The sequence below is a fragment of the Pantoea sp. SGAir0184 genome (assembly GCF_043544755.1).
In genome coordinates, this window is record NZ_CP028050.1 from 1,912,949 (window position 1) to 1,939,272 (window position 26,324).

The 26,324-nt window shown below is 54.0% G+C and carries 32 protein-coding genes; 27 read left to right on the forward strand and 5 right to left on the reverse strand.

Annotation, left to right across the window (positions count from 1 at the left end; genetic code table 11):
• The first annotated feature begins 9 nt into the window (after positions 1–9).
• From C1N60_RS08905 to C1N60_RS09000, 20 genes are all read left to right on the forward strand, one after another.
• Positions 10–858, forward strand: a complete 849-nt coding sequence (locus tag C1N60_RS08905; protein ID WP_394521689.1) for a head maturation protease, ClpP-related — start codon at positions 10–12, stop codon at positions 856–858.
• 9 nt (positions 859–867) lie between these two features.
• Positions 868–2,082, forward strand: coding sequence for a phage major capsid protein (locus C1N60_RS08910; protein ID WP_394521690.1), 1,215 nt, complete (start codon positions 868–870; stop codon positions 2,080–2,082).
• Positions 2,083–2,122: 40 nt separating this feature from the next.
• Entirely contained in the window at positions 2,123–2,362 is a 240-nt protein-coding gene (locus C1N60_RS08915) for a DUF7210 family protein (RefSeq protein WP_394521691.1), read from the forward strand.
• A 5-nt stretch (positions 2,363–2,367) separates the two neighbouring features.
• On the forward strand, positions 2,368–2,697 hold the full coding sequence (locus tag C1N60_RS08920; protein WP_394521692.1) for a head-tail connector protein: 330 nt from the start codon (positions 2,368–2,370) through the stop codon (positions 2,695–2,697).
• 1 nt (position 2,698) lies between these two features.
• Positions 2,699–3,088: a phage head closure protein gene (locus C1N60_RS08925; RefSeq protein WP_394521693.1), complete on the forward strand. Its 390-nt coding sequence runs from the start codon at positions 2,699–2,701 to the stop codon at positions 3,086–3,088.
• On the forward strand, positions 3,081–3,587 hold the full coding sequence (locus C1N60_RS08930; RefSeq protein WP_394521694.1) for a hypothetical protein: 507 nt from the start codon (positions 3,081–3,083) through the stop codon (positions 3,585–3,587). Before C1N60_RS08925 ends, C1N60_RS08930 begins: the two co-directional genes overlap by 8 nt.
• Positions 3,584–4,144, forward strand: a complete 561-nt coding sequence (locus C1N60_RS08935) for a phage tail terminator protein (RefSeq protein ID WP_394521695.1) — start codon at positions 3,584–3,586, stop codon at positions 4,142–4,144. The genes C1N60_RS08930 and C1N60_RS08935 overlap by 4 nt, the downstream gene beginning before the upstream one ends.
• 3 nt (positions 4,145–4,147) lie before the next feature.
• On the forward strand, positions 4,148–4,336 hold the full coding sequence (locus C1N60_RS08940; protein ID WP_264239796.1) for a DUF2635 domain-containing protein: 189 nt from the start codon (positions 4,148–4,150) through the stop codon (positions 4,334–4,336).
• On the forward strand, positions 4,336–5,832 hold the full coding sequence (locus tag C1N60_RS08945; RefSeq protein WP_394521696.1) for a phage tail sheath subtilisin-like domain-containing protein: 1,497 nt from the start codon (positions 4,336–4,338) through the stop codon (positions 5,830–5,832). Before C1N60_RS08940 ends, C1N60_RS08945 begins: the two co-directional genes overlap by 1 nt.
• Entirely contained in the window at positions 5,832–6,188 is a 357-nt protein-coding gene (locus tag C1N60_RS08950; protein WP_312109343.1) for a phage tail tube protein, read from the forward strand. The genes C1N60_RS08945 and C1N60_RS08950 overlap by 1 nt, the downstream gene beginning before the upstream one ends.
• Positions 6,189–6,196: 8 nt before the next feature.
• Positions 6,197–6,508: a phage tail assembly protein gene (locus C1N60_RS08955; protein WP_167626700.1), complete on the forward strand. Its 312-nt coding sequence runs from the start codon at positions 6,197–6,199 to the stop codon at positions 6,506–6,508.
• A gap of 84 nt (positions 6,509–6,592) precedes the next feature.
• Positions 6,593–8,428 (forward strand): phage tail tape measure protein, encoded by a 1,836-nt coding sequence (locus tag C1N60_RS08960; protein WP_394521697.1) that lies wholly within the window; start codon positions 6,593–6,595, stop codon positions 8,426–8,428.
• Positions 8,429–8,464: 36 nt separating this feature from the next.
• A complete protein-coding gene (locus C1N60_RS08965) occupies positions 8,465–9,793 on the forward strand; it encodes a DNA circularization protein (RefSeq protein ID WP_394521698.1) in 1,329 nt (442 codons plus the stop codon).
• On the forward strand, positions 9,790–10,863 hold the full coding sequence (locus C1N60_RS08970; protein WP_394521699.1) for a phage baseplate assembly protein: 1,074 nt from the start codon (positions 9,790–9,792) through the stop codon (positions 10,861–10,863). Before C1N60_RS08965 ends, C1N60_RS08970 begins: the two co-directional genes overlap by 4 nt.
• Positions 10,863–11,420: a phage baseplate assembly protein V gene (locus tag C1N60_RS08975; RefSeq protein WP_394521700.1), complete on the forward strand. Its 558-nt coding sequence runs from the start codon at positions 10,863–10,865 to the stop codon at positions 11,418–11,420. The genes C1N60_RS08970 and C1N60_RS08975 overlap by 1 nt, the downstream gene beginning before the upstream one ends.
• Complete coding sequence (locus C1N60_RS08980; protein WP_394521701.1) at positions 11,417–11,830, forward strand: phage GP46 family protein; 414 nt, start codon at positions 11,417–11,419, stop codon at positions 11,828–11,830. The genes C1N60_RS08975 and C1N60_RS08980 overlap by 4 nt, the downstream gene beginning before the upstream one ends.
• Complete coding sequence (locus tag C1N60_RS08985) at positions 11,823–12,890, forward strand: baseplate J/gp47 family protein (protein WP_394521702.1); 1,068 nt, start codon at positions 11,823–11,825, stop codon at positions 12,888–12,890. The genes C1N60_RS08980 and C1N60_RS08985 overlap by 8 nt, the downstream gene beginning before the upstream one ends.
• Positions 12,881–13,462, forward strand: coding sequence for a YmfQ family protein (locus C1N60_RS08990; protein WP_394521703.1), 582 nt, complete (start codon positions 12,881–12,883; stop codon positions 13,460–13,462). Before C1N60_RS08985 ends, C1N60_RS08990 begins: the two co-directional genes overlap by 10 nt.
• A 3-nt stretch (positions 13,463–13,465) precedes the next feature.
• The gene (locus C1N60_RS08995) at positions 13,466–14,509 is read left to right on the forward strand and encodes a hypothetical protein (protein WP_394521704.1); all 1,044 of its coding nucleotides are present in this window, start codon (positions 13,466–13,468) and stop codon (positions 14,507–14,509) included.
• A gap of 7 nt (positions 14,510–14,516) precedes the next feature.
• Positions 14,517–14,699 carry a hypothetical protein gene (locus C1N60_RS09000; RefSeq protein ID WP_394521705.1) on the forward strand — a complete coding sequence of 61 codons (183 nt, stop codon included), beginning with the start codon at positions 14,517–14,519 and terminating at the stop codon, positions 14,697–14,699.
• Here the strand turns inward: C1N60_RS09000 and C1N60_RS09005 are convergent.
• Entirely contained in the window at positions 14,696–15,676 is a 981-nt protein-coding gene (locus C1N60_RS09005) for an acyltransferase family protein (protein ID WP_394521706.1), read from the reverse strand. The two genes, C1N60_RS09000 and C1N60_RS09005, sit on opposite strands and share 4 nt — an antisense overlap.
• Before the next feature lie 577 nt (positions 15,677–16,253).
• Here C1N60_RS09005 and umuD point away from each other — a divergent pair.
• Genes umuD through C1N60_RS09020 form a run of 3 tightly spaced genes read left to right on the forward strand, consistent with a single transcriptional unit; the run spans position 16,254 to position 18,235 of the window.
• Positions 16,254–16,676: a translesion error-prone DNA polymerase V autoproteolytic subunit gene (umuD, locus tag C1N60_RS09010; protein ID WP_127834023.1), complete on the forward strand. Its 423-nt coding sequence runs from the start codon at positions 16,254–16,256 to the stop codon at positions 16,674–16,676.
• On the forward strand, positions 16,677–17,939 hold the full coding sequence (locus C1N60_RS09015) for a Y-family DNA polymerase (protein ID WP_288422676.1): 1,263 nt from the start codon (positions 16,677–16,679) through the stop codon (positions 17,937–17,939). It begins immediately after the preceding gene.
• Between the two features lie 5 nt (positions 17,940–17,944).
• Complete coding sequence (locus C1N60_RS09020) at positions 17,945–18,235, forward strand: hypothetical protein (RefSeq protein WP_238561952.1); 291 nt, start codon at positions 17,945–17,947, stop codon at positions 18,233–18,235.
• A gap of 94 nt (positions 18,236–18,329) precedes the next feature.
• Here the strand turns inward: C1N60_RS09020 and C1N60_RS09025 are convergent, their stop codons facing one another.
• Positions 18,330–19,457, reverse strand: coding sequence for a site-specific integrase (locus C1N60_RS09025; protein ID WP_394521707.1), 1,128 nt, complete (start codon positions 19,455–19,457; stop codon positions 18,330–18,332).
• A gap of 276 nt (positions 19,458–19,733) precedes the next feature.
• On the opposite strand from C1N60_RS09025, the gene C1N60_RS09030 reads away from it, so the two are divergent.
• Complete coding sequence (locus tag C1N60_RS09030) at positions 19,734–20,582, forward strand: hypothetical protein (RefSeq protein ID WP_088517807.1); 849 nt, start codon at positions 19,734–19,736, stop codon at positions 20,580–20,582.
• A 45-nt stretch (positions 20,583–20,627) separates the two neighbouring features.
• Positions 20,628–21,248: a LysE family translocator gene (locus C1N60_RS09035; RefSeq protein ID WP_058757506.1), complete on the forward strand. Its 621-nt coding sequence runs from the start codon at positions 20,628–20,630 to the stop codon at positions 21,246–21,248.
• A gap of 3 nt (positions 21,249–21,251) precedes the next feature.
• Here C1N60_RS09035 and cmoB read toward each other — a convergent pair whose 3' ends face one another.
• The 3 genes from cmoB to C1N60_RS09050 form a co-directional block, all read right to left on the reverse strand.
• A complete protein-coding gene (gene cmoB, locus C1N60_RS09040; RefSeq protein WP_021509962.1) occupies positions 21,252–22,220 on the reverse strand; it encodes a tRNA 5-methoxyuridine(34)/uridine 5-oxyacetic acid(34) synthase CmoB in 969 nt (322 codons plus the stop codon).
• Entirely contained in the window at positions 22,217–22,945 is a 729-nt protein-coding gene (gene cmoA, locus C1N60_RS09045) for a carboxy-S-adenosyl-L-methionine synthase CmoA (RefSeq protein WP_058757507.1), read from the reverse strand. The genes cmoB and cmoA overlap by 4 nt, the downstream gene beginning before the upstream one ends.
• A 78-nt stretch (positions 22,946–23,023) precedes the next feature.
• On the reverse strand, positions 23,024–23,845 hold the full coding sequence (locus tag C1N60_RS09050; RefSeq protein WP_058757508.1) for a DUF72 domain-containing protein: 822 nt from the start codon (positions 23,843–23,845) through the stop codon (positions 23,024–23,026).
• A gap of 230 nt (positions 23,846–24,075) precedes the next feature.
• Here C1N60_RS09050 and aspS point away from each other — a divergent pair, with 230 nt between their 5' ends.
• Both aspS and nudB read left to right on the forward strand, forming a co-directional pair.
• Entirely contained in the window at positions 24,076–25,857 is a 1,782-nt protein-coding gene (gene aspS / locus C1N60_RS09055) for an aspartate--tRNA ligase (RefSeq protein WP_059009762.1), read from the forward strand.
• Positions 25,857–26,288, forward strand: coding sequence for a dihydroneopterin triphosphate diphosphatase (gene nudB, locus C1N60_RS09060; protein WP_059009760.1), 432 nt, complete (start codon positions 25,857–25,859; stop codon positions 26,286–26,288). Before aspS ends, nudB begins: the two co-directional genes overlap by 1 nt.
• The last annotated feature ends 36 nt before the right edge of the window (positions 26,289–26,324 follow it).

Here is a 26,324-nt window from a genome sequence, read left to right on the forward strand (position 1 = left end):
GCAACCCCAATGACAGTAAAAAGTCTTCCGGCAGCACCGGAGGGGCGGCCTTTTGCGCGCGAAAATCGCGATCTGCCGTCCTCTGCCATGGAGCGCTGGAATGGCGGCATAAAAGCCGCAAAGAGTGATGACAACAGTATTTCAGTCTTTGACGTTATTGGCGCTGACTGGTACGGCGACGGCGTTACCGCCAGTCGTATCGCGGCGGCGCTGCGCGCAATTGGCGGTGCTGACGTGACGGTGAATATCAATTCGCCTGGCGGAGACATGTTTGAAGGTCTGGCCATATACAACTTGCTGCGTGAGTACGAAGGGAAAGTCACCGTCAAGGTGCTTGGCCTTGCTGCTTCCGCTGCGTCGATTATCGCGATGGCCGGTGATGAGGTCCAGATTGGCCGCGGTGCTTTCCTGATGATCCACAACTGCTGGGTGTATGCGATGGGCAACCGTCACGATCTGGCGCAGGTGGCTGCTGACATGGAACCCTTCGACAAAGCCATGAACGATATCTACGGCGCCCGAACAGGGCTGAGCAGCGAAGCCATTGAAGCAATGATGAATGCTGAAACCTATATCGGCGGCAGCGATGCGGTTGAAAAGGGGTTCGCAGACCGCCTGCTTGCGGCAGATGAGATTGCTGACGGCGACGACAGTCCGGTAACTGCGCTGCGCAAGCTGGACGCCATGCTGGCAAAAACCGATGCCCCGCGTTCTGAGCGTCGAAAACTTCTTAAAGCATTAACCGGCGGCAAGCCTGGCGCTGCTGCCACCCCTGAAGGTATGCCGGGCGCTACCGACGAAATCAACCCTGAATTTATTGAACAACTTAATAACGCGCTGGCCGCGTTCGGCAAATGAGGATTATTTATGTCTGAAGTAAATGAGATTCTGAAAAAGGTCACGGCAAGCATTGAAGAAGCTAATGGCAAATTCAGTGCTAAGGCAGAAGACGCCCTGAAAGAGGCAAAAAAAGCGGGTTCACTCTCAGCTGAAACGAAAGACGCAGTTGATAAAATGGCTTCTGAATTAAATGCCATGCGTGAAGCTGAAAAAACGCTGAAGGCGGCGCTGGGTGATCTGGAGCAGCACGTTGCGCAGATGCCGCTGGCAAATGCGAAAATGGTTGCCGAAACACTTGGCCAAGTGGTTATCAGTAATGAAGCGCTGAAAGCTTTTGCGGCAAGCGTGGAGGGCGGTAAGCGTGTCAGCGTACCGGTTAACGCTGCGCTGCTCTCAACCGATGTAGCCGATGGAGTGGTTGAGCCGCAACGCCTCCCAGGCATCGACACCGCACCGAAGCAGCGCCTCTTTATACGAGATCTGATTGCGCCGGGTCGCACCTCTTCACCAGCTATCTTCTGGGTACAACAGACCGGTTTTACCAATAACGCCGCGGTTGTTGCAGAAGAAACCAAAAAACCGTACAGCGATATTCAGTTCACCTCGAAGATCACTGCGGTGTCTACCGTTGCGCATATGTTCAAAGCGTCAAAGCAGATTCTTGACGATTTTGCGCAATTGCAGTCTACCGTGGATGCTGAACTGCGCTACGGCCTTAAGTACGTCGAAGAGCAGGAAATTCTGTTCGGTGATGGTACAGGTGTTCATCTTCACGGCATTGTTCCGCAGGCAACAGCATTCAGTGCAGCATTCAGCGTAGAGCAGCAAAACGGTATTGACGACCTGCGCTTAGCAATGCTTCAGGCGCAGCTAGCCCGTTTCCCGGCTTCCGGTCACGTTCTGCACTTCATTGATTGGGCGAAAATTGAGCTGACCAAAGACACGCTGGGTCGCTATATTTTGGCCAATCCGTCTGGGCTGGTTGGTCCCACCCTGTGGGGGCTGCCTGTAGTGGAAACGCAGGCGGCCGCGTTCCAGGGTAAATTCCTGACCGGCGCCTTCAATGCCGCCGCACAGCTCTTCGACCGAGAAGACGCCAACGTCGTTATCTCCACCGAGAACGACGACGACTTCGAAAAGAACATGATTTCTATCCGCTGCGAAGAGCGTCTGGCTCTGGCCGTCAAGCGCCCTGAAGCGTTCATTTACGGTACATTCACAGCACCTGCTGCAGCTGCGTAATAGCACGGCGGCCTACGGGCCGCTTTTCCGGGAGTCATATATGAAACTGCTTCTGATTAAACCGAATTACTTCGGCGGCACGGTCGTGTCTGAGGGCAATACCATCGAGACCGATGATCAGCATGGTCGCGAGCTGATTAAAAAAGGCTATGCAGAGCTTTCTGCAGAAGATACTGCTGCTCTGCCAGAGCCAGAGCCAGAGCCAGAGCCAGAGCCAGAGCCAGAGCCAGAGCCAGAGCCAGAGCCAGAGACAGCAAAAGGTAAAAACAAAAAAGGCTGAACACCATGCTGCTGACGCTCGATGAAATTAAACAGCAATGCCGGCTGGAAAATGATTTAACGGAAGAAGATCGCCTGCTGGAATTATTTGCCCTGGCTGCAGAGGCTAAGGCGGTGACCTACCTTAACCGCAATCTCTATAAAACAGTGGACGACATTGCCCCGCTTGATACTGATGGCATGGTGATCACCGAAGATATACGTCTTGCGCTGCTGATGCTGGTCAGTCACTGGTATGAGCACCGCAGCTCTGTGTCTGAACTGGAGATGACTGAGACGCCTCAGGCGTTTGAGTTTCTTCTCTATTCACGCCGCCTGCCTGTGTCGGGGTACTGATATGCAGTTACGGTCATCAAATACCAGCGCTGTATTCACGCTGCCCGATCCCGGTGAGCTCAATAAGCGCATTCATCTGCGGCAGCGCATAGATCAGGCGGCAGCGGATTATGGTGTTGAGCCGATTTATCAGAATGAAAAGGATGTTTGGGCAAGGGTCCGACAGGTGGGGGCGACTACCTATCACGAATCCATTCAGGCTGATGACATCGTTACCCATTACATCACGATCCGTTTTCGCCAGGGTATCACTGCGGATTTTGAGGTGGTGTACGGCGGCAACATCTACCGGGTCAAGCGCCTTCGCGACCTCAATTCAGCTGGCCGTTATCTGCTGATGGAGTGCGAGGAACTGGGCGCGGTAAATCGAGATGGAGAAATGTATGGCTAAGCCGCTGCTGCATGTCGATTTCGACCAGCCAAAAGAGCTCGTTTTTAACCGCGCCAGGATGCGTAAGGCCTTCGTGAAAATAGGCCAGGTGCATATGCGTGACGCCCGAAGGCTGGTGATGCGTCGTGGTCGTTCATCACCGGGGGAGAATCCGGGATTTCGCACTGGCAGGCTGGCGCGCTCAATCGGTTACTACGTCCCCCGGGCATCAAAAAATCGTCCAGGCATGATGGTTCGAATTGCGCCCAACCAGAAGCGGGGCGAAGGCAACCGGCTCATCGACGGCGATTTCTATCCGGCGTTTCTCTTCTATGGGGTCAGGCGCGGAGCCAAGCGCGCTAAAAGTCATCATAAAGGTAGATCAGGCGGTAACGGATGGCGTATTGCACCGCGCAAGAACTATATGGCGGAAGTGCTTGAGTCCCGGAAGAGCTGGACGAGTTACGTCCTCAGAAGGGCGCTGCGCACCTCCCTCAGGCCTGAAAGGAAAAAGAAATGAAGCTGTCTCTTATTATAGCTGCGCTTCGTGCGCGATGTCCGCGCTTTGCAGGCAACGTGGCCGGCGCGGCGGAATTCAAAGCCATTCCTGAAACCGGAAAAATGAAGTTACCCGCGGCTTACGTGGTACCCACTGAAGACGTTACTGCCGAACAAAAGTCACTGACCGACTACTGGCAGAACGTGACCGAAGGTTTTGCAGTTGTCGTTGTGCTGGACAATATCCGCGACGAACGCGGGCAGGCATCAGGCTATGACGCGGTGCATGATGTTCGGGGCGAAATCTGGAAAGCCCTGCTGGGCTGGGAGCCGGATGAGGACGCGGGTCCGGTGGCGTATTCAGGTGGACAGCTTCTGGATATGGATCGTGGCCGCCTCTATTACCAGTTTGAGTTCATGCTGACGCGTGAAATTACTGGCGAGATGACGCGCCAGCAGGACGATCTCAATGCTCTGGATGAATTCAGAGAAATTGATGTCGACGTGGACTTCATCGGCAAAGACCAGAAACCAGACGGCATCATCGAACACAAACTTCGGGTCAACCTCAGCGAGTAACCAATGAAACTAAAACCTGTTGCCGGGCGATCAGTTCCTGATCCAGCCCGTGGCGACCTATTGCCCAAAGAAGGGCGAAACGTCGAGATGAGCACGTACTGGCTCCGCCGTATCAAGGCCGGAGATGTTACGGAAGTCAAAGCAGATAGTAAAACCTCTGCAAAAGACGCAATTAAACAAGGTGGCGAGTGATGACTGTCAGCTTTAATCAGGTGCCTTCTGATATCCGCGTGCCGCTGTTCTGGGCTGAGATGGATGCCAGCCAGGCGAACAGCGCGAGTTCAGGCGGCCCGGCGCTGCTTATTGGTACCGTGGCGACCACGGGCACGATTGTTAAGAACACGCTCACTATCATGCCATCAGCCGATCTTGCCGGTAAAATCTGCGGCTTCGGCAGCCAGTTGCACCGTATGGTCAAGCGCTATCGTGCCATTGACCCCTTTGGTGAGTTGTGGATTCTGGCTGTGGGTGACTCAACGGGGGCGCAGGCTGCAGGCTCAGTAGTGATTGCAGGTACCGCGCAGGCGTCAGGGACGCTAAGCCTGTATATCGGGGTTGAGCGCGTGCAGGCCGCCGTGGTTATCGGCGATGAGGCTGCTGATGTTGCCACCACGCTGGCAGCCGCTATCAACGCGAATGCCAGCCTGCCTGTAACCGCGACAGCTACTGAAGGCACAGTTGCTGTCAAAGCGCGCCATAAGGGGCTGACCGGGAACGACATCCCGCTGATGCTGAATTATTACGGCACAGTTGGCGGTGAAACTACACCTGACGGCATTACCGTGACCATCACCGCGCTGGCTGGCGGCACTGGTTCACCGGACCTTACCGACACCATTGCTGCTATGGGCGATGAGCCATTTGATTTCATCGGGCTTCCGTTCAGCGATTCAGCTTCTCTCGCTACGATGGCGCTGGAAATGAATGATGGTTCAGGCCGCTGGAGCTATGCGCGCCAGTTGTATGGCCACGTTTATACGGCTAAAACCGGTACGCTGTCCGAGCTGGTTGCCTTTGGCGACACCATGAACAACCAGCATATCACCGTAGCGGGTTATGAAGTGTCAACTCAAACCTGCTGCGATGAGCTGGTGGCGATGCGTACCGCACGCAATGCAGTGTTTATCCGTAACGATCCTGCTCGCCCGACGCAAACCGGTGAGCTGACCGGGGCATTGCCGGCACCAAAGGGGAGCCGCTTCATACTTTCTGAGCAGCAGTCTCTGCTGACGCACGGGATTGCAACGTCCTATGCTGAAGGCGGTGTTCTGCGCATTCAGCGCGATATCACAACCTATCAGCAGAATAGTTACGGCGTGGCTGATAACAGCTATCTCGACAGTGAAACGCTGCATACCAGCGCTTATGTACTGCGCGAGCTGAAGAGCGTGATCACTTCAAAGTATCCGCGCCATAAACTGGCCAATGACGGAACCCGCTTCGGTGACGGTCAGGCCGTGGTGACGCCAGCGGTTATCAAAGGTGAGATGTGCTCCGTTTACAAACAGATGGAGCGGTCAGCCATCGTTGAAAACTTTGACCTGTTCAAAACCTATCTGGTGGTAGAGCGCAATGCGGATAATCCAAACCGCGTAGATGTGCTGTTCCCGCCTGACTACGTTAATCAGCTGCGTGTGTTTGCGCTGGTAAATCAGTTCCGTCTGCAATACAGCGAGGAGAGCGAATAATGGCCCGTATTGCTGGTACCACGTATTTCAAACTCGACGGCCTTCAGCTTTCTTTGACTGGCGGCATTGAAGTGCCGATGAACACTAAGGTAAACGATGATGTGATCGGCCTTGATGGTTCTATTGACCGTAAGGAAACGCACCGCGCCCCGTACATCAAAGGCACTTTTAAAGTGCCGAAAGGTTTTCCGCTCAGCAAAATCACAGAGTCCGACAGCATGACTGGTACTGCGGAGCTGGCGAACGGTCAGGTGTATGTCCTGACCGAAGCCTGGTTGTTTGGTGAGGCCAACCACAACGCTGAAGAGGGCACGGTTGACCTTGAATTCCACGGCTCAGAAGGGTTCTACCAGTGAAAGAATTGATGCTTTCTAAACCTATTGTGGCGGCAAATGAGACGCTGCATGTGCTGGAAATTCGCGAGCCAACTTACGACGAAGTTGAGCAGTTTGGTATCCCTTTCAGCTACAACGAGTCCGGTGAAATGAAACTGGATTCACGTGTCACGCTGAAATATATCCCTGTGCTTGCGGCCATCCCGCGTTCTTCGGCGGCCAAAATGGCGCTCAAGGATATCTTTATGGCGTCAATGACGATCGTGGGTTTTTTTACGGGGTCGGAAGCGGGAGAGAGTTCAGGAAGCGACTCTACAACACCGCCCACTTCTGGCGCATAAATCCGCTTGAACTGAAAAATGTCAGCCTCAGCAAGTTTCTGGAAATGGAAGCTGAGGCTGTCCGCATCTCTGAGGAAATCAACCGTGGCAGATAGTTTTCAGCTGAAGGCGATCATCACGGCAGTGGACCAGCTTTCAGGTCCACTGAAGGGGATGAGCAGAAACCTTAAAGGCTTTCAAAAGGAAGCCAAAAATATCATGGTCAACGCGGCGGCTATGGGCGTCGCGCTAACCTCCGCGTTTGCAGTACCCATCAGCCAGGCGATGGATTTCGAATCGCAGATGGCAGACGTTCGCAAAGTCGTCAACTTTGACACCCCGCAACAGTTTAAAGAGATGAGTGAGGATGTGCTCAAACTCTCGACTCGGTTACCAATGGCTGCGAACGGCATTGCGCAGATCGTTGCGGCTGGCGGCCAGGCGGGTATTGCGCGTAATGACCTGATGCAGTTTGCAAGCGACGCGGTGAAGATGGGCGTGGCATTTGATCAGACCGCAGAAGAGTCTGGTCAGATGATGGCACAGTGGCGAACCGCGTTCAAAATGACGCAGGATGGCGTGGTGGTTCTCGCCGATAAAATTAACTACCTGGGTAACACTGGCCCGGCAAATGCACAAAAGATTTCCGATATCGTCACCCGCATAGGTCCCCTGGGTGGCGTTGCAGGCGTGGCGTCCGGTGAGATTGCCGCGATGGGCGCAACCATCGCAGGTATGGGCGTAGAGTCTGAGATAGCCGCAACGGGCATCAAAAACTTCATGCTTTCCCTTACCTCCGGAAAATCAGCCACGGCATCACAGAAGAAAGCGCTGAAGTTTATAAAGATTGATCCGGGCCAGTTAGCGGCTGACATGCAGAAGGATTCACGCGCCGCGATGCTAAAGGTGCTGGACTCTCTGGCTAAGGTGCCAAAAGACAAACAGGCAGCGGTCATGAATGCCCTGTTTGGTAAAGAGTCGCTTGGTGCGATCGCCCCTCTGCTGACGAATCTGGACTTACTGCGCACCAACTTCAATCGCGTTGCGGATGCGCAGCAGTATGCAGGGTCGATGCAGAAGGAATATGAGTCGCGCGCGGCCACAACGGCGAACTCCGTTCAGTTGCTTAAAAACCAGTTCAGTGCTGCCAGCATTACCATTGGGGATATGTTTCTGCCCGATATCGTGAGGCTGACCCAGAAAGTTCAGCCAATGGTCGAACAGTTCAGGCAGTTCACCAAAGCCAACCCCGAGATGGTTCGCGGTACCTTTAAGTTTGGCCTGACATTGCTGGGTACTGCCTCTGCTGTGGGTATTGCCGTAAAGGCGGTGAAGATGTTTGAAACCGTGCTGAAGATGTCCACCATGGGCAAGCTGGTTTCGCTGCTGGTGTTGGGTGGGAGCCTTATTGTCAGCAACTGGGACCAGGTTGGTCCGGTTATTAAAGCGGTATGGCAGGACGTGAATGATGTCGTGGAAGCGATGGGTGGCTGGAAGAGCACAATTGAAGGTGTCAGCGCTGTTATGGCAGGCGTATTCACCGTGCGCACCGTTGGCACTCTGAAAACCGCGCTCACAACAGCAACTTCACTTTCCGGCGTGCTGGCGCAGATTGCATCACTCGGTGCGCTGACAGTGTCCATCGGCGTTGCGATTTATATCTTCAAAAAGCTGAACGATATCGCTGATGCAGTTACTGAAAAAGACGGCACAACATCCTTCTGGCAATCCCTCAAAAACCGCTGGAATGCCGGAGGCTGGTATAACAATCAGCAGGGTGGGCCGGGCTATCAGTCAGCGGTGCCACTTTCGCGGCCACAGCAGGGTGAGCTGAAGGTAACATTCGATAATGCGCCGCCCGGCATGCGCGTTGCGCCAGCGGGTAACTCACTACCCTGGCTTAACTATGATGTCGGATATAACCGCTTCTCTAACCAGTAACCCGCTCCGGCGGGTTTTTCATTGCCTGGAGACCGCATGAGCTGGATTGATAATCTGCAGGATGCCTCGCTGCGGGGTGTCCCGTTTAAGGTAGATGAGGATGAAGCTACTTTCGGCAGACGCGTGCAGGTCCATGAATACCCCAACCGCGATAAGCCATGGGCTGAAGATATGGGGCGTGCAACGCGGCGCTTTAGTGTTCAGGCGTATCTTGTCGGTGATGACTATTTTGAGCAGCGCAACAGGCTGATCGAAGCGGTTGAGAAGCCCGGAAGCTGCACACTCGTTCATCCTTTTTACGGCGAAATGACCGTCACCGTTACGGATGAAGTCCGCGTAAGCCATACCAAAGACGAAGGCCGCATGTGCCGCGTCAGCTTCAGCTTCATCGAGTCGGGCGAGTTGTCATTCCCTAAAGCTGGAATTGCAACCGGAGCGAAGCTCACGGGCGCCGCAGCGCTGATGGATGATTTCCTGTCATCAGCATTTGAGGCGTTTGGGCTGGACGGCCTGCCAGATTTCACACAAAACAGCGTACTGGATGATGCAACGGAGATGTTCGATACCGTTACTGACGCCATGCAGTACGTAGATTCTGGTATTAGCGCAGCATCTCGTCTGATGCAGGGTGATTTGTCTGTATTGCTGATGCCACCGTCCAGTGGCATGAATTTCGTCAATCAGCTTCAGACCATGTGGCGCGCAGGCACCAAACTGACAGGAAATGTCAGCGACCTGATGTCAATGGTCAAAGGTCTGAGCGGCATCACCCTCGATAAAGGACTTGCTCCGCGCGGAGTCTGGAGAACCGACAGTGCCAGTACTCAGGCCAGAACTGAACAGCGCAATTACGTTGCGCAGGCCATCCGTACGTCAGCGCTCAGCGAGGCAGTGGATACAGTAACAAAGCTCCCCAAATCCACCTCAGCAACCACGAACGCAGCGGAACAATCGTCAGCAACAGTCATTGTTTCGCACCCTGCGGTTAATGACTTACTGGAAGATGACACAGCGGTGGGCGTTATTACTTCCACTGCTACGGACACGGTGCCGTCATGGGATGAACTGACCAATTTACGCGATAGGCTGAACTCGGCCATAGATCAGGAGATGAGCCGCGTAACCGATGACGGACTGTTTCTCGTACTCCGTCAGGTGCGTACTGCGCTGAATGAAGATATCACTGCGCGCCTTGAGCAAACTTCCAGAACGGTTGAGCGCATACCGCCCGAAGTTTTACCTGCAGTCGTGCTTGCTGCTGACTGGTACGACGATGCCGGGCGTGAATATGACATTACCGCGCGCAACGCCATTCGGCACCCCGGCTTTGTGCCGGTTAAAACCCTGAGAGTGCCCGTCCAGTGAATACAACCGTATTTCTTCGCGTTAATGGCCGTGAGTGGGGCGGATGGACCTCTGTCCGTATTGCCGCCGGCATTGAACGTATCGCAAGGGATTTTAACGTCCAGATCACCCGCTCATGGCCGGGTGATGAATCGCAGGTAAGCCGCCGCAGCCGCATAAAGAAGGCCGATAAGGTTGAAGTGCTGATCGGTGATGATCTTGTTATCACCGGATGGGTGGAGGCAACACCTGTGCGGTATGACGCTAACAGCATCTCAATGGGTATCGTTGGCCGCAGTAAAACGGCTGACCTGGTCGATTGCTCAGCTGTGCCCTCGCAGTACAACGGACGATCAATCGTTCAGGTTGCCGCACACCTCGCCAGACCTTTCAGCATCAACGTTGTGGATGCGGGCGGCGTGTCCGGCGTACTGCAGGGCGTGCAGGCCGACCAGGGTGAATCCGTTATGGATGTGCTGAATAAGATGCTCGGCCTGCAGCAGGCGCTGGCCTATGACAACGCAGCGGGTGATTTAGTCATTGGCGGGATCGGTACCGTCAAAGCAACAACCGCGCTAGTGCTGGGGGAAAACATTCTGACCTGTGACAGTGAGCAGAGTATTAAAGACCGCTTCAGTAGTTATCAGGTATCAGGCATGCGCGCCGGAAACAACAATGATTTTGGCGAAGCAACCACAACAGCCATTCGCGGTACGGCAACAGATACAGGCATTGCACGTTACAGGCCGCTGCTGGTCAGACAGACCGGTAATGCCACGTCAGCAACCTGCGCAGAGCGCAGCGAGTTTGAAATGCGCCAGCGCGCAGCCAAAACTGACGAGGTGACTTACACCGTTCAGGGGTGGCATCAGGGAGACGGTAAGTTGTGGCAGCCCAACATGCTGGTGAACGTATTCGATCCCGTACTGGGTTTCGATAACCGTGAAATGGTGATCGCTGAGGTGACCTATCAGCAGGATGAAAATGGCACAATCAGTGAACTGCGCGTTGGCCCTGCAGATGCTTATCTACCCGAGCCTGCCAAGCCCGGCAAGCGTAAGAAAAAAGCCGTAGCGGAGGATGATTTCTGATGGCAGGTCCTCTCAATGCGCTTAATCGCGCACTCTCAAACGTTCTCGCCAGAGCGGTATTACGCGGTATCGACACGGCCAGCAAGTGCCAGATGCTGGAGATCAGCATGCCAGGTAATGAAGCCAAAAGCGATATCGAACATCTTGAGCCCTATGGCTTTACGTCAGCAGCACTGAGCGGCGCGGAGGCCGTTGCGGCTTACTTTGACGGTGACCGCTCTCATGGCGTCGTGCTGGTGGTAGCAGATCGCCGTTACCGGCTTAAAGGATTGAAGGGCGGGGAAGTGGCCATCTATGACGACGAGGCTAAGTCGGTAACACTCACCCGAACTGGCATTGTTGTTGATGGTGGTGGAAAGCTGATCACTCTCAAAAATGCGCCAAAAGCCCGTTTCGAAATGGACATTGAGGCCACCGGAAATATCACCGACAACTGTGATTCTGGTGGCGTTTCTATGTACCAGATGCGTGTGACCTACAACGGTCATAAGCATAAAGAAAACGGCGATGGTGGCGGCACAACGGATACAACCTTGCAACAGATGGGCGGCTCATGATCCTTACGATAAACGGTAAGAAGCAGGCGGTATACCAGTTGACTGACCCGCTCACCCGCGCGGTGGTCATCTCACTTTTCACCTGGAGAAAAGCAGGCAAAGACGATGCGCCTGAAGAGGTCAATGGCTGGTGGGGTGACACGTACCCAACCGTCCAGAATGACCGAATCGGTTCACGCCTTTATTTACTTAAGCGCTCAAAACTGACCAACAAGACGCCGCTGAAAGCTCGTGAGTACATCACAGAAGCTCTGCAGTGGCTAACGGCTGATGGCGTGGCCGCGCGGGTAGATGTGACAGCGCAAAGGCTCGGCATCAATGCAATGTCAGCTTCCACGGTTATAAAGAAACAGGACGGCACAACCCTGACGCTTTCCTTTGATGATTTATGGAGTGAACTCAATGGCTGACAGCGGATTTTCCCGCCCGACACTCCCGCAGCTGATCACCGCAGTACGGAGCGATATTCTTACCCGCCTGGCGGCTGATTCAACGCTGGCCGAATTGCGCCGGACTGACGCCGAGGTGTACAGCCGCGTTCTGGCGGCATCGGTTCATACCGTATATGGCTACATAGATTATCTCGCCCGGAATCTCCTTCCTGACCTTGCGGACGAAGACTGGCTGACCCGCCACGGCAATATGAAGCGAGCCCCGCGCAAAGCAGCAACGGCAGCATCGGGATATGTCCGATGGGATGGCGTGACGGGAACAACAGGCCTGTCTGCCGGCGTGACAATTCAGAGGGATGACCTTGTATCGTTCACCACCACTGCCAGCGCCACACCATCCGGCGGTGTTCTGCGGGTACCTGTCACCTGCGATACGGCAGGCATAACCGGCAACACAGATGATGGCATTACGATGCGCCTCACAAGCCCGGTAGCGGGTCTTCCTTCCGCTGCTGTCGCAGACAGTATTCAGGGCGGCACCGACATAGAGGACCTCGAAGTATGGCGCGCCAGAATCATTGAGCGCTGGTACTACACCCCGCAGGGTGGCTCTGACACTGATTATGAGGTCTGGGCCAAAGAGGTTTCAGGCGTAACGCGTGCATGGACTTACCGGCACTGGTCAGGGCGCGGGACGGTAGGGATCATGCTGGCAAACAGCGATCTCTACAACCCAATACCGGCTGCCGCTGTAGTGGCCGCCGTGCAGTCACATATTGAACCGCTAGCACCGATAGCCGGCGCAGATGTTTACGCATTCGCGGCGAAACCTCATGTGGTTAATTACCACATCCGCCTGACTCCCGACACTGAAGAAATCAGGCTGGCTGTCGAAGCAGAGATAAGGGCCATGAACCTTCGCGATGGTGTCCCTGAGGGGGCGCTGGAACCTTCACGTATCAGCGAGGCTATCAGCCTGGCGACAGGTGAATACAGTCATGTTCTGGTGAGCCCTACGGATAAAGTGCCAATTGCGAAGGGCGAAATAGGCGTTGTGGGGGACTTCACATGGACCTGACAGCGCAATATGAGCAGATGCTGGGGGCACTTTTGCCACGGGGTCCCGCATGGGATGCCAGTGATCCTTTACTGTTAGGGTGCGCACCTGTTCTGTCGCGTGCTCACGCTCGAGGCGATGCCCTGATGCTTGAGATTGACCCGCGATCAGTCACTGAACTAATTGACCGCTATGAAGGTATCACGGGGCTGCCTGACAGTTGCACACCAGCAGGAACGCAGACGCAGCAGCAGCGCCGTCAGCGGCTTGATGCAAAGATAAATCTGGCTGGTGGAATAAATGAAGCCTTCTTTCGCGCACAGCTGAATGCACTTGGATATACCGAGGCAACGATAACGCGCTATCCCAAAAGTAGTTTCACATGTGTATCAGACTGTACAGAATCCCTTTATAGCGATGAATGGCGTTATTACTGGCGAGTAAATATTCCATCCGCCGCGAAAATTAGCCCGATCACCTGCATCAGCAACTGCTCAGACTCAATCCGCACATGGGGTGAAACTGTAGTGGAGTGTGTTTTGAGCAAACTTGCTCCTTCGCATACCTACGTAATATTTTTATACACGGAGTAATACATGCATCGTATTGATACTTCAACTGCTCAGGTAGATAAATTTGGTTCAGGCAAAAACGGCTTCACAGGTGGAAATCCTCAAACCGGTGAATTACCTACTGCGCTTGATGCGGATTATTTTGACGCCATCCAGGAAGAAATTTGCGGCCCAATTGAAGCTGCAGGTCTCGAACTTGATAAGAGCAAGAGAAACCAACTCTTAATTGCATTAAAAGCCCTTTTTTTGCAACCGGTAAACGTTCTTAACGAAATCAAGCTACTTGGTCCGTCTTCACAAGCTAAAGCGGTAGATAATTTAGGTATCCGTAACACCCTCTCGGGTGTAGTCGGCAATTCCCGTAACCTGAATATGATAGTAACATCGGCATCAGCAACAGCGACAGTTACTGCTGATGAAATTATAGTCGGAACAGCGCTTGGGGGAAGTCAGTACAGAATCGGTAATTTCAGTAAAACAATTAACCTTGCTACTACTGGCGCAGGTGGAATTGATACCGGATCGGCCCCATCACCAGGATTTGTTGGGATTTATGCGATTTATAATCCAGTGACTAATGCATCTGCTCTGCTTGCAGTAAATGCAACCTCTGCAATTGTGCCGGAAGTTTATGGAGGCGCTAACATGCCTGCCGGTTACACGGCTTCTGCGCTGGTTAACGTGTGGCCTGTAGTCAGCGGTCAACTTAATGTTGGAATTATGGTGGACAGAGAAATATCTTATCCGCCAGGAACGGTACTGACCACATCCACCACCACATCATCCTTTATACCTACATCTGTTGCTTCAGCTGTTCCACTTAATGCAAAGAAAGTAAAGGGTACAATTCAGGCTGGATCTACTGCATCAAGTGCTTTGATATTCCAAGTTGCCTCAGACTCATCAGCAACAAGCGCTAGTTCCTGCGTATTAAACTCCGCAGCTGCCGGGAATATGGCTAACACATTTCCATTGATTCCCATAAAGAATCAATCTGTTTTTTACAGGGCGACGAGCACGGGAGGGACACCAACTTTCATCATTGGCATAACAGGTTATAGCATCTGAGGACGATATGAAAATTTTCGTGCAGTTTAGAGATAAAAATGAAGATGAGATTGTTTCTTACTTCATGAGCGCTCAAAATCATGATGTTTATGAAAATCTTGGCGAAATAGAAACTAATGATGAAAGGTGGAAAAAATACTTTGAATCCCTTCCACCATACGTTCAGGAATTGCTGCCTCAGCCTGACTAATTTAAGGCCATGGATGGCTTGTTATTTGCCCTAATCCTGTGCCTTAAATCCATCACGGGTTTTTCTATAAATAGATAGGATGGTATGGCCAACGCTATTGATGTAAAGATAATCATCATGGCTACCACAGGGCTCTGTGTATCAAGGCCTAGCTTCCCAGCAATAAAAAGCAAGAGGAAATGATTGAGATATACTCCGTAACTGATATTACCCATGAATGAATCAATGGATGATTTTTTTATTTTTGATGTGAACCACACAACTGGAGCGCCAAAAACAGCTCCAGCTAAAACGGATTTATTTATGGTTTTGTCGCCTGGCTGGAAATAAATATACAACACAAGCAAAGCAAAGGCGAATGCGTAGCCAATAAAGAGCATTTCCTTTTCCCTACATTCATTTCTGCTATAAATAAAACCACCCATTAAGAATATAAACAACGTTCCAGGTAGCAGCCTGTAAGCGAAGGCGTTCGTGTCTATTGCTCCTAAGTAAGCCAAAAAGAATACCAGCATTGAAAAATAGAACGCAATCTTTTCCTTTTTATAAATTAGGATGAGTGGCAACGCTAGGTAAAAAGTCAACTCCAATCCAAGCGACCACCCCTGAGGCATGATCATTCCATTCTCAAGCCCGAGCATATAAAAATCTAGCGGTATCATCAGGTAATTGAGGATTATTTTCAGCCCGCTTAAGTCTGTCAAAAACGGCGATGCGGGCCTTAACAATAATATAAATACCAGTGAAGTTGTTAGGTAAAATAAAAATTGAGGGAATAATCTAAGTATTCTGTCTACATAAAACCCCCCTAAAAGACCTATATCACTGTAGCTTTTTTTTACCAATGCCGTCATTGCAAACCCACTAATCATAAAAAATGACACAACAGCGGATATGCCCTGGTTTATGCCAAAAAAGGTAATTCCTGCGTGAGAGAGAAGGACTAAAACTGCCAGAAAAAGACGGTAAGCACCCATGATGATTTAATAATCCTTATGATTTTTTCTAATCCTACCAGACTCATCGAATCCAGGCCATGCAAAACAAACCCTTAGCCAGCTTATCTATCTGCAACAGGCTTAAAAAAGCCCCGGCGACGGGGCAGAGGTATGCCGCGCCGATCTGAGCAGGCTACGGGGTGGGTATTTTCAGGGTAGAACGCAGCGGGAAGCGGAGCCAGGCGGCAGGCGAAAAAAAGCCCGAACGGATATTCGGGCGGCATCAGTTCCGAGCCAAACATCCCTGGTCTTGGCATTGTCTCGTCGAGCGGCTAAATCCAGCCATACCTGGCTGAAAAACAAGGGTAATCTACTCTCAAACGCAGCAGCATTGCTGTGTTACCCATTCATCATAGTCTGTGGGGAAAAGCGTAACGTTAAGATTGCGTAAATACATGAAGAATTTTTGGCCTCATGGTTTACCCACCAATAGCACAAAAAAATAAATATCCTTACCCGCCAAAGGCTTTACAAAAACCTCAACCGCAGCGGCTTGATCATTTTCGGTGATTGATATTACTGTATTTATATACAGTAACCTTTTGAGATCACGAAAATGGAGCTTTTAAGACCAGCGGAAATCCGCGCCATTCTGGAGTTGCCACTCTATGTAAGCCGCGTGCCATGCGGCTTCCCGTCGCCTGCGCAGGACTACGTTGAACAGCGGATCGATCTCAACAACCTTCTGGTGCAGCATCCCAGCGCGACCTATTTCATCAAGGTCAGCGGGGATTCGATGATTGAAGGGGGCATCAACGATGGCGACATGCTGGTTGTGGACAGCTCACTTAAAGCCGGTCACGGCGATGTTGTCGTTGCCTCCCTCGCCGGTGAATTCACCGTGAAGCAGCTGATGCTGCGCCCCTTCCTACATCTCAAGCCGATGAACTCGGCACACTCCATAATCCCTATCGATGATGCCGATCAGTTCGAAGTTTTCGGCGTGGTGCGTCACGCAATAAAAAATATAGGCCAGTAGATGTTCGCGCTCGTGGACGTTAACTCGTTCTACGCCAGCTGCGAAACGGTGTTCAGACCAGACCTGCGCGGAAGGCCGGTAGTTGTGCTGAGCAACAACGACGGCTGCGTTATCGCGCGCTCTGCAGAGGCAAAGAAAATCGGCATCAAAATGGGTGATCCCTTCTTCAAGATGAAGGATGAACTGCGCCGGCACAGAGTACAGGTGTTCAGCTCTAACTACGCGCTTTACGCCGACATGAGCAATAGGGTGATGACCACGCTGGAGGATATGGCGCCAGCAGTAGAAATCTACTCTATTGACGAAGCTTTCATGAACCTGACGGGCATGCGCCGCTACAAGCCGCTGGAGGAATACGGGCGCGAGATTCGCGGGCGCGTATATCGTGAAACGCACCTGACCGTAGGCGTTGGCATCGCGCAGACTAAGACGCTGGCAAAGCTGGCTAATCACGCTGCCAAAAAGTGGACGCAGACCGGCGGTGTTGTTGATCTGTCCAACGTTGAGCGCCAGCGTAAGCTGATGGCGCTGGTACCGGTTGAGGATGTCTGGGGTGTTGGCCGGCGCATCAGCAAGAAGCTTAACGCGATGGGCATCGAAACCGCGAAGGACCTGGCAGAGCAGAGCACCTGGATAATCAGGAAGCATTTTAACGTTGTGCTTGAGCGAACAGTCAGGGAGCTGCGCGGCGAGCCATGTCTTGAGCTGGAGGAGTTTGCGCCGACAAAGCAGCAGATCGTCTGTTCACGTTCGTTCGGCAGCCGGATAACTAAATACGAGGATATGCGCGAAGCTGTATGCAATTTCGCAGCGAGAGCTGCTGAGAAGCTGCGCGGAGAGCGTCAGTACTGCCGCCAGATTGCCGTGTTTGTCAGAACCAGCCCGCACGCGGTGGATGAGGTGTTTTACGGCAATCAGGCGATGGGCAAGCTACTGACCCCGTCCAATGACTCCCGCGACATCATCCGCGTCGCTATGGAGGCGCTGGACCGCATCTGGCTTGACGGCCACCGTTACATGAAAGCAGGTGTGATGCTGGGCGATTTTTTCAGTCAGGGCGTCGCACAGCTCAATCTGTTCGATGAATTTCAGCCACAGCCTAACAGCGAGGCGCTGATGCGTGTTGTTGACGGGCTTAACCAAAGCGGGAAGGGGAAACTATGGTTCGCAGGACAGGGCATACAGAAATCCTGGGCGATGAAGCGCGAAATGCTGTCACCGGCATACACCACAAGGTATTCGGACCTACCCGTTGCGAAGTGACGTTTGTGATGCAGCCGCTTCATCAGATATTGCCAACGAGCAGATCATGCTTCGTCAGGGAACTGAAAGGGCGGACATGTATTGTTGATGCGATGAGGATGCCGCAAAGCGGCGATACCGTCTTGCTGGACATGTCGGGCTTTCTGGAATGGGCACAGATTTTTTTGCATCCGCGCCGCGTCATCACGGATGAAGGAATGATTCTGGAAAGCGATCTGCTGGAAGACATTGCGATTGTCGGTGTTGTGACGCATGAAATCACAGCACTGCAAGGTAATGATGAGTCGCCATTCTGATACAAATTTAAGTCAATAGCGTATGTGAATACTGGGTAAGTTTAGACACGCAAAGTTGTGCAAATCCTGCAAACCTTTGCGTGTTCCTCGCTATTTAGTCACCAATAATTTCAGTTGGATTTATAGGCGGAGTTGAGGGTTTGCCGCGGCTCTCCTGAAGCGCTTTATATCGATCATGAAGTGACCGTGGATAAAGCTCTGTGTAAATCTGCCATAGCGTTTTCAGTGAACGATGCCCTGTCACCTGGGCAACTTCCTCCAGAACAAAGCCCGCTTCAAATAAGCGACTTGCACCCTCCCTGCGTAGGTCATGGTAGCGTAAATCCTCGATACCCAGCTTGTTTCTTTCTTCTCCAAATACGATTGATATCCGCTTATGTTTAAATGGGAATATCAGTTCGCTGGTCCTCGGTTGCTCCATGACGATATCCCAAGCTTCACCGAGCAATGCCACATACATGTGATTGCCAAGCTTTTTTCTGGGGTGCTTTCGATCACGAACAAGTATGGCCTTTTGCTTATGGTCAATATCATCCCACCGTAAACTTGTTACCTCACCAATCCGCATGCATGAGAGAATCGAAAAAAGAAAAATACGATGGAAAGGGATTTTTAGATTAGAACGGCGCGAGCGTGTCTCAAGGGCTATCAGAAGAGCGTTAGTTTCATCCTGAGTGGGGCGGCGGCTCCTTTTTTGGGAACTTGCGGTCATACCTAACTTTTGAAGTTGATACTTCGCTTGCTGGTAACACTGCAGATCAACTCTTAAATTAAACATGGGTTCAGCAGAACTCAGCACCGAGCCGATGAAAGCGATATCATTTCTGATAGTGGATGGGCCAGCTCCCTGCGCCTCACGCAATCTGGCGTGCTCAATGAATGTATTTGTCGTGAATTCCAATAAGGCGATTTCTGAGATTTCACAACGGCGGATAAGGTTCAGCGACCAATTTTTACTCTTACCAAACTTGATGTTTGGATGTTTTGTATAAAGGTCTAATAGTTCGCCAAAGGTGGTGGCTTGCTGCGTATTGGCAGAAGGAACGCCATTCTGCTCAATGTCCGCAACACGCATCACTCCCCAGCTTTTGGCAGCTGCTAGCTTTGAAAAGGTCTGGCGTTCCCGGAAAATTATTACACCGTCTTTCTTTACACCGACGGTACAGCGATATTTGATTTCGCCCTTAGATGTCGCTCTTTTTTCGATACTGTAGTAAGCCATTTATGTTACCTCGCGCCGCAGTCACTCAGGGGGACCTGCAGGGGGTCCTGACGGCATAAAAACACACAGGAATACTGTGATAATATACAGTTATGTGCAAGGTTAAAATGGTCGCCATGCTCTAATGCATTGATATTTTTATGTAAATATTTCAAGTCCGCATTCCTCTTCACTATTCCTTGCTGGGGTTCTTTTTGTCTGCCGCTTCGCCATCAATAGCGCATTGGTGAAAAAGATGCTTTGATTACTCTATGGCTTAACGCGCGGATAACGCTGATGAAATCCCTCCCTTATGCTGTTGTGATTCTGCTGTTCCCCGTTGCCGGCGCGGCGCTGGCCGCCAGCAGCACCTGCCCGCCGCTGAGCAAAAACATCACCAGCAGCAACAACTGGATTATGCTGGGCGGCGATGCCAAAGGCGCGGTGCGCCAGGTGGTGGCCGGGGAGTTTGGTAAAGACGTCAACTCGCAGAAGCGCGTGCTCGGGCAGTTTGACCAGTGCGGCGATCTGATGGTGGCTGACATCACCTATGACAAAAGCGAAGGCAACGTGGTGCTGAGCATGGAGCAGCATATCGCGCGCGTGCAGCGCGGCTGGGTGGCTGACTATGCTTATCTGGTTAAAGTGACCCGCGCGGGCAAAGAGGAAGTGGTGGATAACCGGCAGGGCACCATCAGCTGGCAGATGGGGCAACACGGCAACATCATCAGCGCCTCAGACAAATTTACCAGCATGGGGAAAGAGGGCTTTACCGATACCACTTACCGCTACGATAAACACTTCCGGCTGGAAAAAAGTATTGCGCGCGGCAGCGACGAACTGACTAACGGCGAGAATACCTGGCGCTGGAATCCGCAGGGGCTGGTGGTGGCATCCACCAGCGCGCGCAGCAAAGAGACCTATAGCTACGATAATCAGTGGCGCGAACTGCGGCTGCACGGCACCTCGACCACGCCGGTCAGCACTTTGCGATCGGTGGATGAGTGCCAGCTGTGGGATGAGGTAGGCAATTGCACGCTGAGCTATTTGCATGAGACCGAAGTGTTTGCCAAAGGCACCATTGAGCGGCATCTGAGTTCGGCCTACAAATATCAGTACTGGGATCGTCCGGCGACGGACAATTGATGCGCTGTCGCGTATGCTGTTCTGTGCACAACCCGGGAGCCCATCATGACACTGATTATTTCATTCCTTTTCGCCATTACCCTGCTTACGCTGACGCCCGGCTTCGATACCGCGCTGGTGCTGCGTTCAGCGGCTGCGCAGGGCTGGCAGCGTGCCTCGGCGACGGCATTGGGCGTTACGCTCGGCTGTCTGGTGTGGGGCGTGGCGGTCGGGCTGGGCTTAGGCGCGCTGCTGCTGGCTTCGGAAATGGCTTATAACCTGCTGAAAGGCATCGGTGCCGTGTACCTGCTGTATCTCGGCGTCAGACTGCTGCTCAACCCGCGCAGCACGGTGGCCAGCGGGCAGGAGGGGCAAAAGCGGGAAGAGCGCTATCTGACCTGCTTCGCGCGTGGCCTGACCGGTAACCTGCTCAATCCCAAAGTCGGGGTCTTTTACGTCACTTTCCTGCCGCAGTTTATCCCGGCCGGCGGATCGGTGGCGCTGTGGTGCACGCTGATGGCGCTCACCCACATGGTGATTGGCTTAGTGTGGAACGCGGTATTGATTAGCGGCAGCCAGTACTTTGCCGGTCATCTGCGCCGTCCGGCAGTGTTAAAAGTGATGGATCGCCTGACCGGCTGCGTGTTTATTGGTTTCGCCGCGAAGCTGGCGCTGTCGCGGCGTTAAGCGTTACGGTTTGCGCGCCACCAGCACGGCACGCAGCGGGGCAGGATAGCCTTCAATCGTTTTGCTGCTGTCGTGCGGATCGAGGAACTCCGCCAGCGATTCGCTGGTCATCCAGTCGGTGCGACGCTGCTCTTCCACCGAGGTGATGGCGTAATCGGCAATGCGCACATCGACAAAACCGCACTTCTCCAGCCAGTTTTTCAGCGCCGCCGCAGACGGAATAAAGTAAACGTTGCGCATCTGCGCATAGCGTTCACCCGGCACCAGCACCGCGTTTTCATCGCCTTCAATCACCAGCGTCTCCAGCACCAGTTCGCCGTCGCTGACCAGCTGATTTTTCAGCTGCAGCAGATGGTCGAGCGGCGAACGCCGGTGATAGAGCACGCCCATGGAGAACACGGTATCGAACGCCTGCAGCGCCGGTAGTTGCTCAATGCCCAGCGGCAGCAGATGCGCACGGCGATCGTCACCCAGCAGCTTACGCACCGCTTCGAACTGGCACAGGAACAGCTGCATCGGATCGATACCGACCACCAGCTGCGCGCCGGCACCAATCATGCGCCACATGTGATAACCGCTGCCGCAGCCCACATCCAGCACGGTTCGACCGGCCAGCGAAGAGATATGCGGCAGCACGCGGTCCCACTTCCAGTCGGAGCGCCATTCGGTGTCGATATCGCAGCCGTAGAGCGAAAACGGCCCTTTGCGCCACGGCATCAGGTTACGCAGCAGCTTTTCGATGCCGGCGCGCTGGCGATCGGTTAACGCATCATGCTGCGCGCTGACGCTGTGCAGCAGATCGAGCTGCTGCGGCACCAGCAGCGGCAGATTGTCGACCGACTTCTCCCAGTTGCGAAAATGTCCGTGCAGGTTTTCACGCTGCCAGGCGGCGACCTGCGCCGGCAACACTTCCAGCCAGCTGGCGAGCGGGCCGGTGGCGATTTGCTGATAAAAACGGCCAAAATCAATCATTTCAACGCCACCAGTGAGCCAAAGTTAAAGCACTGGAACCACAGCTCGGCGTGGGCAAAGCCGGCGCTTTTCAGGCGGGCTTTATGCGTTTCCACGCTGTCCGTCAGCATTACGTTCTCCAGCATGCTGCGCTTCTGGCTGATCTCCAGCTCGCTGTAGCCGTTGGCGCGCTTAAAGTCGTGGTGCATGTTGAACAGCAGTTCGCCGACGTCGGCATCTTCAAAGCTGAACTTTTCCGACAGCACCAGCGCACCACCCGGATTGAGGCCGGCGGCAATTTTCTGCAGCAGCGTCAGGCGCGCGTCCGGCTCAAGGAACTGCAGGGTAAAGTTGAGCACTACCAGTGAGGCGTTTTCGATGTGGATATCGCGGATATCCGCTTCCAGCACCTGCACCGGCGTAGCGGCGCGGAAGGCGTCGATGTGACGGCGGCAGCGTTCCACCATCGCCGGGGAATTATCGACGGCAATAATCTGGCAACCCGGTGCCTGAATATTGCGGCGCACCGCCAGCGTGGCCGCGCCCAGCGAGCAGCCGAGATCGTAAACCTGGCTGTTGGGCTGCACAAAGCGTTCTGCCAGCATGCCAATCATCGAAATGATGTTGGAGTAACCCGGCACCGAGCGCTGAATCATATCGGGAAAGACTTCAGCCACGCGCTCGTCAAAGGTCCAGTCGCCCAGTTTATCGATGGGCGCGGAGAATAGCGTATCGCGGTCAGACATAATGAATTATCCGGAGAGAAAACGGAAAGGGCGCTATTCTGGCAGAAACTGCCGCAGGCTGCACCCGTTTCCCTGCGTTTAGAACAGGCTGGATTGCTGTGGCCAGGCGGGCAGCGGGCGCAGCGTCGGCTCCAGCTGTTGCAGCTGCGGCCACAGCGCCTGTAGCAGCGGAAACACCGCGCCCATATCCGGCGTGTGGATGAACAGCAGCGGGTCGCTGTCGTGCTGCCAGTCCGCCAGTTTTTGCTGCCAGACATCAAACAGCGGCAGGCTCTCCTCCACGCTGTCGCTGCCGATAAAGCGCACCATCGGCTGACCGGCAGTGCGCACCGCGTGCGTCGGCACCCGTGGCTTCTGCGCGCGCGCATGCACGGCGGCCGGACTGAGCGAGGCAGACGCATGCACCGGGCGGCTGTCGAGGATCACCCGGTTAACGCCGCGCTGATGCAGACCGCGATTGAGCGCGCGCTCGGCCTCGCCTTTGGCAAAGAAAGCCGCGTGACGTACTTCGACGCCATAATGAAAACTGCGCGGCAGGCGATCGAGAAACGCCCATAAATCTGTCAGCTGCGCCGGTGAAAAGGCGGCGGGCAGCTGCAGCCAGTACTGGCCGATGCGCTGGCTGAGCGGATCCAGCAGGCGCAGAAATTCATTCACCAGCTCATCGCAGTTCTTCAGCGCCGCTTTGTGGCTGATGGTGTCAGGAAATTTAAAGCAGAAGCGAAAGGCGTCGTCAGTCATGTCATACCAGCGCTGCACCACTTCGGGTTTAGGCAGCGCGTAAAGCGTGGTGTTGCCTTCAACGCAGCCGAACAGCCGGGCGTAATCCGCCAGGGTTTCGATACCCAATACTTTCCAGTTGGCGTGCTGCCATTGTGGTAATCCAATACGAAGTGTCAAAACTGCTCCTGCCTGCTGTGGCGCGGAAAATGCGCCGTACATTACCTGGTTTTGCCACGGGCAGGAACCGATCGCGCGGCAAACGCTGACGATTTGTCCGCTTTGCGCGGGATCTGCTTATCCTGCCTGCCATTTTCCATTATAATAGCCGCCTTTTTTGCGGCAGCATCTCAGAAGGTTACGCGGCCTGATGCTGTCTGGCAGCAGCGGCGAAGTTAAAAGGATACGTTATGCGTACAGAATATTGCGGACAGCTCAATCTGTCTCATGTGGGTCAGCAAGTTACTCTCTGCGGCTGGGTCAATCGCCGTCGCGATCTCGGCAGCCTGATTTTTATCGATATGCGTGACCGCGAAGGCATCGCGCAGGTGTTTTTCGATGCCGATCATCAGCAGGCTTTCCAGCTGGCGTCTGAACTGCGTAATGAATTCTGTATCCAGATCACCGGTACTGTGCGTGCGCGTGAAGAGAAAAACCGCAACAGCGACATGGCCACCGGTGACATCGAAGTGTTCGCCCATGAGCTGAACATCATCAACCGCGCAGAACCGCTGCCGCTGGACTCTAACCAGACCAACAGCGAAGAAGCGCGTCTGACCTATCGCTACCTCGACCTGCGTCGTCCGGAAATGGCGCAGCGTCTGAAAACCCGTGCCAGAATTACCAGCTTCGTGCGCCGCTTTATGGACGGTGAAGGCTTCCTCGACATCGAAACCCCGATGCTGACCAAAGCCACGCCGGAAGGCGCGCGTGACTACCTGGTGCCGAGCCGGGTGCACAAAGGTAAATTCTACGCGCTGCCGCAGTCACCGCAGCTGTTCAAACAGCTGCTGATGATGTCTGGTTTTGACCGCTACTATCAGATCGTCAAATGCTTCCGTGATGAAGACCTGCGCGCAGACCGTCAGCCGGAGTTCACCCAGATCGACGTGGAAACCTCGTTCATGAGCGCGGAGCAGGTGCGCAGCGTGATGGAGCGGATGATCCGTGAACTGTGGCTGGACATCAAAGGCGTCGACCTCGGTGACTTCCCGCAGATGACCTTCGCCGAAGCGATGAACCGTTACGGCTCCGATAAGCCAGACCTGCGTAACCCGATGGAGCTGGTAGACGTTGCTGACCTGCTGAAAAGCGTTGAATTCCAGGTGTTCGCCGGCCCGGCAAACGACCCGAAAGGGCGCGTTGCGGCGCTGCGCGTGCCGGGCGGTGCCGCGCTGACGCGTAAGCAAATCGACGAATACGGCAGCTTTGTCGGCATTTACGGTGCCAAAGGTCTGGCGTGGATGAAGATCAATGCGCGCGCAAGCGGTTTCGACGGCGTGCAGAGCCCGGTGGCCAAATTCCTGACGCCAGAGATCGTTGAAGCTATTCTGCAGCGTACCGACGCGCAGGACGGCGACCTGATCTTCTTCGGCGCCGATCGTGCCAAAGTGGTGGCGGATGCGCTGGGTGCACTGCGCCTGAAAGTGGGCCGTGATCTGCAAATCACCAATGATAAAGCCTGGGCTCCGTTGTGGGTTGTCGACTTCCCGATGTTCGAAGAGGACGACGAGGGCGGCCTGGCGGCGATGCACCATCCGTTCACCTCGCCAAAAGCGCTGACGGCAGAACAGCTGGCGGCCGATCCGACGCAGGCGGTGGCTAACGCCTACGATATGGTGATCAACGGTTATGAAGTGGGCGGCGGTTCAGTGCGTATCCACAGCGGCAATATGCAGCAGACGGTGTTTAGCATTCTGGGCATCAGCGAAGAAGAGCAGCGTGAGAAGTTTGGCTTCCTGCTGGATGCGCTGAAGTTCGGTACCCCGCCGCACGCAGGTCTGGCATTCGGTCTTGACCGTCTGACCATGCTGCTGACCGGCACTGACAATATCCGCGATGTGATTGCGTTCCCGAAAACCACCGCGGCGGCCTGTCTGATGACTGAAGCGCCAAGCGAAGCCAACCCGGCGGCGCTGGCTGACCTCGGTATCCAGATCGCGCCGAAGAAAGTCACTCCAGAGACGAAATAATGGGCTATAAACACCCGGTATCGGTGCTGGTGGTGATTTTTGCGCAAGATACCGGCCGGGTGTTAATGCTGCAGCGGCGCGATGACCCCAGCTTCTGGCAGTCGGTTACCGGCAGCCTGGAGCCGGGCGAAACGCCGGCGCAAACGGCGCAGCGCGAAGTGGCTGAAGAGCTGGCGATTGATATCGCCGCAGAGGGGCTGGTGCTGGAAGATTGCCACAAACAGATTGAGTTTGAGATCTTTCCGCACTATCGCCATCGCTATGCGCCGGGCATCACGCATAACCGGGAACACTGGTTCCGGCTGGCGCTGCCCGCCGAACGCCAGCCAGTGCTGAGCGAGCACCTCGCCGCACAGTGGCTGACACCGGCCGCCGCCGCCGCACTAACCCGCTCGTGGAGTAATCGTCAGGCAATCGACGAATTTATCTGAATGCCCGCCACCGCGCGTTTTTCCGGTGGTTTTATC